This window comes from Inquilinus sp. NPDC058860, assembly GCF_042743185.1.
GTDB lineage: Bacteria > Pseudomonadota > Alphaproteobacteria > DSM-16000 > Inquilinaceae > Inquilinus.
In genome coordinates this window covers 21006-28326 of record NZ_JBHYMS010000079.1, presented here as the reverse complement: position 1 = coordinate 28326, position 7321 = coordinate 21006, and the positions used below count along the sequence as shown (strand labels likewise).

5 protein-coding genes are annotated in these 7321 nt (G+C 63.6%); 1 reads left to right on the top strand and 4 read right to left on the bottom strand.

The features are described from left to right. Positions 1–263: 263 nt before the first annotated feature. The 4 genes from ACFW16_RS33130 to ACFW16_RS33115 all read right to left on the bottom strand — a co-directional run bounded on the left by ACFW16_RS33130 (position 264) and on the right by ACFW16_RS33115 (position 4448). The gene (locus tag ACFW16_RS33130) at positions 264–1556 is read right to left on the bottom strand and encodes a YhcG family protein (protein WP_380313339.1); all 1293 of its coding nucleotides are present in this window, start codon (positions 1554–1556) and stop codon (positions 264–266) included. A 210-nt stretch (positions 1557–1766) separates the two neighbouring features. Further along, complete coding sequence (locus ACFW16_RS33125; protein WP_380313338.1) at positions 1767–2192, bottom strand: type II toxin-antitoxin system VapC family toxin; 426 nt, start codon at positions 2190–2192, stop codon at positions 1767–1769. Then, entirely contained in the window at positions 2192–2437 is a 246-nt protein-coding gene (locus tag ACFW16_RS33120; protein ID WP_380313337.1) for a type II toxin-antitoxin system VapB family antitoxin, read from the bottom strand. Before ACFW16_RS33120 ends, ACFW16_RS33125 begins: the two co-directional genes overlap by 1 nt. Positions 2438–3209: 772 nt before the next feature. Then, the gene (locus ACFW16_RS33115; RefSeq protein WP_380313335.1) at positions 3210–4448 is read right to left on the bottom strand and encodes an IS110 family transposase; all 1239 of its coding nucleotides are present in this window, start codon (positions 4446–4448) and stop codon (positions 3210–3212) included. Between the two features lie 1325 nt (positions 4449–5773). On the opposite strand from ACFW16_RS33115, the gene ACFW16_RS33110 reads away from it, so the two are divergent. Then, positions 5774–7306 (top strand): alkaline phosphatase family protein, encoded by a 1533-nt coding sequence (locus ACFW16_RS33110; RefSeq protein ID WP_380313334.1) that lies wholly within the window; start codon positions 5774–5776, stop codon positions 7304–7306. Positions 7307–7321: the final 15 nt, after the last annotated feature.

Sequence of the window (7321 nt, the reverse complement as noted above, 5' to 3'; positions counted from 1 at the left end):
AGGAGATCATCGCCGACCGGCGCGCTGCCGGCCTCGCTCCGCCCAAGCCCGGATCCTCGCAGTAGACCACACTGCGGTCCTCACCGGATGCTGACAGATCTCCAAACGTCAGCAGCGTAGCCAACCGGCCTTCGCCCTGGAGGCCGGTGTCGGGAACCATCGCAGCGACAGAGAATGTCCGGTTCGGAGCACCCTGAACCGCCTTCGGTTGACAGCAATGGGGACAGACCGGCCTTGGCGCCGAGGTGACCTCCATCCGATTGCTATTCGCGCAGCATATTCCTCAAGACCTCCAAAAACTCGGCGCCTGTGGCGAGAGCACGCTGGAGGTCAAGCTCGTCGGCGTCGGCACCGTGGACGGTCCTGTAGATCGTGGTCAGGGCCGTGCCGAGATCACCGCTCGTCTCAGGCAATCCACCATTCTGGCGCAGCCACTCGAGCACCTGGCGCAAGGTGAGCGCTTCGCCTTCCATGCCCCGGGTCCGCGCCAGTTCCATGACAGCGCGCTCGATGTCGATCCGCATCTGGACCACGGTCCACTGCGGAAATTCCCTCTCGATGTCCTGGGGCGTGGGAAGTGCCGCTTCGAGCTGAGGCGGCAGCGACACCCGGTATTCGGCCACCCCCATCGGCTTCGACGCGTCGCGGAGAGCGTACTCCACGATGATCGCGTTCTTGCCCTTGCAGAGGATCATGCCGATGCTCGGCGCATCGCTGGGATGCCGGAGCAGGTCGTCGACCGCCGAGAGATAGAAGTTCATCTTCCCGGCGAATTCGGGCTTGAAGTCCTCGACCTTCAGCTCGACGACCACGAAACAGCGCAGCGTCAGATGATAGAACAGCAGGTCGATATAGAAGTCCTGACCGCCGACCTGCAGGTGGTACTGGTTGCCGACGAAGGCGAACCCCTTCCCCAGCTCCAGGAACATCGCCCGGATGTGTTCGAGCAGGCCCCGCTCGAGCTCACGCTCTGTGATGTCGGCGCTGAGCCCCAGGAAATCGAAGGTGTAGGGATCCTTGATGAGCTGCTTTGCCAGATCGGACTGCGGTGCCGGCAGTGTCCGATCAAAGTTCGTGATCGCCTTGCCCTGACGGTGGATGAGCCCGCTCTCGATCTGATGGACGAGGACGGGCCGGCTCCACCCATGCTCGATTGCCTGGCCGGCATACCAAAGGCGTTCCGCCGGATCCTTCAGCGCTTCCAGGAGGGTGAGGTTGTGGCCCCAGGGCAATTGTGCAATGACCCGTTGCACAATTGGCTCGTCTGGGTAGGCCTCGGCGAACGCCCGCATGTATTTGAGGTTCCGGGCCGAGAGCCCGGTCATCTCCGGAAAATCCTGCCGGAGGTCGACCGACAGTCGGTCGATAACCCGAGCGCCCCACCCTTCCGCCGTTTGCCTTTCCAGGATCTCGCGTCCGATCGACCAGTAGAGCAGCACCATGCCCTGGTTCACGGCCATGGCGGTGCGCAGGCGCGCGGACCGGATCCGGTCCTTCAGCTCACGAAGCAGCGCCCCGTAGCTTTCGGCGGTGGGAGTCGTTTTGGACGGGCTCATGGCCGGAGCTTAGCAGGCCGCTCGGCTCGATTGCAGCGCCCGGATCGGATCGGTCCCGTCACCGGCACAGGATCAAGCGCATGAGCCCGCTCCGAGCCCTCGCAATGGCTCCCGGGCACGCGGATCTAGACCGCACCGTCTAATTGTGCAACGACCCGTTGCACAATTGGACGAGACCGGCAGCACGACGGCGCCAAGGAGACCGGCAGATCAGGAGCCCGCGATACCCGTTTGAGCGAAATCGCCGCCCTTGGCCAAGAGTTGCAGCCGATACGCCTGGGCGCAGGCATAGGCCAGGCAGTCGCCTATGTTCAGCGCCGCCGGGTGGCCGGAGGCCTCCCCATACTGTCGTCCGGCTTCCAGAGCTCGGCGGCCGACATCCATCGAGATCACCATCTCCTTGGCGCCGATGGCGCTGATGAGTTCGGCGACGGCGGCCTCGGCTTGGCTGATCCGATCGGGGATGACGGTCCCGCCCGCTGGGGTCTTCGCCTGCGCCAGGCCGAGAACCGCCTCGAGCATGGAAATCGGCGACACATATACCTTGCCGCTGGCGGCCGCGAGACGGGCCATGAGGGAGACCGCGTCAGGCTGGCGGGCGAGAATGGCGACGATAGCGGAGGCGTCGAGGAACATCAGAGACCCTCCCACAGCCGATCGGTGAACGCCTTCTCGTCGAACCCAGGATCCATTGGCCCCATGGCATCGGCGAGAGCCAACGCCTTGTCGATCCGGGCGGAAAGCGGCGCACTTCGTGCGACGCGCTCCAGCTCATGCAGCAGGGCGGATCGGACGGCATCGGTGACGGTTTTCGCCCCGGTTGCCTCCTTGAGACGTTCCGCCAGGCGGCGGACGTCATCGTCTCGGACATAGAGAGACATCGGAATATTCCTCTCGGGATATTCGTATATCACCGTTTGCATATCCCCCTCAGCCGCAGCCAACCGCGTCAGGATTGCCCACAGGAATACGACCGGAGGGGCATTCCCTTGGCTTGGGGGCCGAACCTGCCCCTCCGGCCTCTCGGCGCGACGCGCCTCGATCCCTGTGGACAATCCTCGCAATCCGGCGAGCGCGATGGGCTGCTAGCGCGAGCGCGGCCGCCGCGAGAGATTGCGGGGACCCGGATCTTGCCGGTCTCCCAAGGTTCGTTGGTGTCGACACCGCAGCCATAGATGTCGAGGCGGTCGATGGCGTTCCAGACGGCATAGCGCGCCTGGGCGGCGGTGATGGCCCGGTTCGTGTGAACGGTGATGACCACCTGGTGGAACCGGGATGTCGGCGGCTTGCGCATGTGCCCGCTCCTGATGAGGAGGAGGGCGGCCGCAAAGCGGCCGCCCTGGTCGACCCGATCAGCTGGCCTGGTAGCGCCGCCAGACGAGCTGGAAGCGGTTCGGATCGGCGTCGGTGGGAAAGAGGGTCGCGTTGATCGGCCCGGAGAGGGACGGGTCGAAGCGCGCCGAGGGCGGAGCCCTAAGCGTTGCCGCGGGAGCGGAGAGGACGCGGCTCACCGGAGACCGGCGCAGCTTCGCGGTCGCATGGAATGTGGAAGCGCGCTGGCGCGCGGACTCATTTCCGTGGCGGTGCATGCGCACCGCGGTCGTCGTCGCGGCGATGCGCGATTGGAGGCTTCGCGCCTCGCCGACGACAAGATCATGCAGCTGCCGGTTGCGGAGCCCGATTTGGATCGAAGAGTTCTCCGGTCTGCAGCATGGCGCACGCGACACCGATCAACCGACTGGCGATCGACCTGAGGGCTCGAGCGTGGGAGTGCCCTCGCTTTCGAAGAACGGCGTAGCGATTGCGACTGTGGAAGTCGTGCATCACGGCAACGCGGGCCCAATGGAAGACCGCGGTGCGCAGACGATGCGGACAGGCTTGCCGCATGACGACGAGATATTGCTTGCCGCTTCGTCGGGTAACCGGGACCACCCCGGACAGCCGGCGCAGCGCCGTGGCGTCACAACGGGTGACCGCGTCATGGGCCTCCGAAAGCAGCGCGGCGAGGACGACCGGCCCGACACCCGGGATCGACTTCAGCACCTCGGCCCTTCTTGCCGGGCTCCGGACGGCGTCGACTACCAGGTCGGACACCGCCTCGGAGAGACGGCTGAGCTCCTTCATCGCGGTCTTGAGCTGCACGGTGATGAGCCTGAGCCGCTGGATCACGACACGGCAATGCAGGATGCAGGCCTCGGTCACGCCAGGGGCGACCGCGAGCGGCGTCCCACGGAGTTGCTCGAGGAGAGTCTCTGCGCTCCAGCGCTTCACCTGACACCGCTTGATGAGCTTCGTGACCGTTGTGGTGCGGACCACCTGGGCAGTCGCGGGCGTCGGGATCAACTCCCAAAGATCGAGCATCCATGGTGCCGCCCAGTCCTCGGACACGTCGAGCAGTTGCGGATAATAGCGCCACAGCTGATGGCGGAAGCGGTTGGCGAGCCGATTGCGCTCGGCCGACAGATCCTCGGCCATCCGCGACCATTCACGCAGCTCGATGATGCTGGGATGCATCGGTTCAAGGAGGCGGTAGAAGCGCCGATCCGTGCGTAGCGCATCGGCCAGAACCAAGGCGTCGCGCCGATCATCCTTGGCGCCGGCCATGGTGAACCGATCACGGAAGCGGTCGAGCTGCTTCGGATTGAGCGCGTGCACCATGAAGCCAGCGTCCATCAAACTCTCAACGACGGGGCCGTGTGGCACCTCGATGCCGATGGCAATGCGTGTCGGCTCGGCGTCCGCCGTACTCGTGATCCAGCGAGCCAGGTCGGCCAGGCCGTCGCCGCTGTGTGCGAAGGCCCGATGGCCGAGCTTCCGGCCATCGGCATCCATGACGAAGGCATAGTGCGTCGTGGAGGCCCAATCGACACCCACATAGGCTGCGATATCCATGCTGTTGCTCCCCTTCTTGTGCTCGGATCGGGCGGCCGCAATCCTCGCCGGGCCCTGTTCTGGCGCTCGAAGGCGCAACTCCCCACGGGGCGTCGATCGCGGCCAATCCATCGGGGCACATGTCCCCTCTCGGCGCTCGCGGCGCAGGATCGCCAGGTGACTCCCGACAGACCGGCCCTATCGCGACCCTAGACGCGCCCGCGAGGAGCGTCATGAGTGGAACAGGGATCGCCCGGCCTGCACAAGGCGAAGCCGCGGAAGGCCGGGGATACCCCCCGATCGCGCTTGCCAGCCGAAACCGGAACAGGTTTCTCGGCCCGCGTCCGCGGGCTCATGGTGCCGGCGCAGCCGGCCTCGGCTCGGCCGCAGACGGCGGCCGGGCTGACACGAGAAACCCGGCGCCGGAGAGCATAGCGACGGCGAAGCCGGCGAAGGCGACGAGCGCCACGCGAGTCCGGGCGGAAACAGGCCACCCTGGGCGGGTGAGCATAGCGACGGCCGCAGGCCGGCACCCGCGCAGTGTGGCCCCGCCCGGGCCGCTCCTTATGGGGTTGCTCCAGGGATCGTGACCCGCATGGGTCGAGGCGCGCGCCGCGCGGTTCGGTGCAGCTCAGCGAGCTCGCCCCAAGGGGCGAGGAAGCCTAGCAAACAGAGCCCGGTGTCCGGCCCCGCCCGACAGGCGCCCCAGCCGTTCTCGCTACTGGCCACAACGGGTGAGCATCGGAATTTACGGTGGAATTGCAGGCGATGCCTCCGGATCGAAATCTCGCATTCTCTGACAATGAAATTCGAATCGCCAACCATCCACAGAAGGCAAATTCTAGGAAGAAGCACCTAAAATCCAATATATTTCTAAAGTTTTATTGGCTTGACTCAAGATTTCGATCGCGCAACCTATAATCGAAATGAGCGGCGTCTTCGGCACACGAATCCATTATACCGAGTGAAACTCGCGACGAAAGTAGGGATTTTAGAATTCGAGAATTGCGGATCCATTGCCAAAGACTTTTCTGGGCGAGAGCCAGTTGCTGGCGACCTCGTGGCCGTGAACGTCGCATCGTAAAAAGCCACGGCCCCCGAGCCGTCTACGGGACCTATGAGCCGCCCAGCTTGAGGCCTTTCTCCTCGACCTGAAACGTGGCCTGGCCGGCGCGGACGCTTCCCGAACGACGCGATGGCTCCTGCACCACGCTGAACTCCGCTCAGCCGTTTGCGATTGTTTCGGTCCGGGCAGAGCTTCCAGGCGTTGACCGGCTGCCGTCATGCGCCTGTCATGTTGCCGGGCTAGATTGATTGCGGCAGGGGGGCACAAATCAGAGATTCAGATGAACCGTCTCGCACGATCCGTGGCCATGACCGTCATGGCCGCGCTGCCCTTAGCCGTTGGGCCTGCACCGGCAGCGACTGCTACCCCCTATAAGCATGTGCTGTTGATCAGCATCGACGGACTGCATGCTCTCGACCTGGCAAATTATGTAGCCACCAATCCGACAGGTGCGCTCGCTGGGCTCGCTCGAACCGGCATCTTTTATCCAAACGCAGTCACGACCTCGCCATCCGATTCCTTTCCCGGCTTTGTCGCCCAGGTCACTGGGGGCACACCCAAGTCGACCGGGGTGTTCTACGACGACAGTTTTGATCGCACCTATTTTGCGCCGGGGTCCGATTGTAAGGGCGCGCCAGGCACCGAAGTGTCGTTTGCCGAGAACGTCGACTTCGATACAGACCGTCTCGACGGTGGCGGAACGCCGGGCGATTTCCGCAGTCAAATCGACCCAGCCAAACTGCCGATGATGCTGAGCAACGGCAAATGCGCCGTGGTCTATCCACATGAATTCGTCCGTGTGAACAATATCTTCGAGATCGTGAAGGCCCATGGCGGACGCACCGCTTGGTCGGACAAGCACCCGGCCTATGAATGGCTGAATGGTCCGTCGGGCCACGGCGTCGATGATTTCTATGCTCTCGAGCAGGACAGTCTGATCCCTGGGACGAAGGTCAAAACGACGGGGAGTTTCAAGGCCGAGCGCGAGTTCGATGAAGCGCGAGTTCATGTCCTGGTGAACGAAATGAGGGGCCGCGACAGCACAGGAGCGCAGGCGGCGAAAGTGCCCGAGCTCTTCGGAATGAACTTCCAGGCTGTTAGCGTGGGACAGAAGCTGCCCAAGGCCGGGCCAGGCGATACAACAGGACTCATCGGCGGCTATGTGGATGCCACGGGCAAGCCGAATTCCGGCCTCGCCCAGCAGCTGGACTATGTTGATGGTGCGGTCGGCGAGCTCGTCTCAGCGCTGAAGGACAATCACCTCGCTGATTCGACTCTGATCGTTCTCGCCTCCAAGCACGGTCAGTCGCCCATTGATCCGGCGACGTTTCAAGCGTTGGACGACGATCCTTATACAAAGACGCCGGGCTATGCGTTTCATATTGCGGACGATGCAGCGCTCATCTGGCTTGGGCCGCAAAATCGATCGAAATATCTAGCAGCAGCTCAAGAATATCTTGAGAAGTCCACTAAGGAGTTGGGGATCGCGCAGATTCAGACGCCAAATGTCCTGGCGCTCTCCTATCAGGATCCGGCAACCGACAGTCGCACTCCTGACTTTATCATCACCGTCAACCCCGGTGTCGTCTACACGTCCGGCTCCAAGATTGCCGAGCATGGGGGCGCAAACCCGAATGATCGGAGCGTCGCACTCCTTGTCAGCAACCCATTGCTGCAACCGCGGACCGTGACGGCCCTGGTGCAGACGACGCAGGTCGCACCCACAATTCTGAATGCGTTGGGATTGGACGCGAACGAACTGCAAGCCGTGAAATTGGAGGGTACCCAAGCGCTTCCGGCCACGCCGTTCTAATAACCGCCCGACATC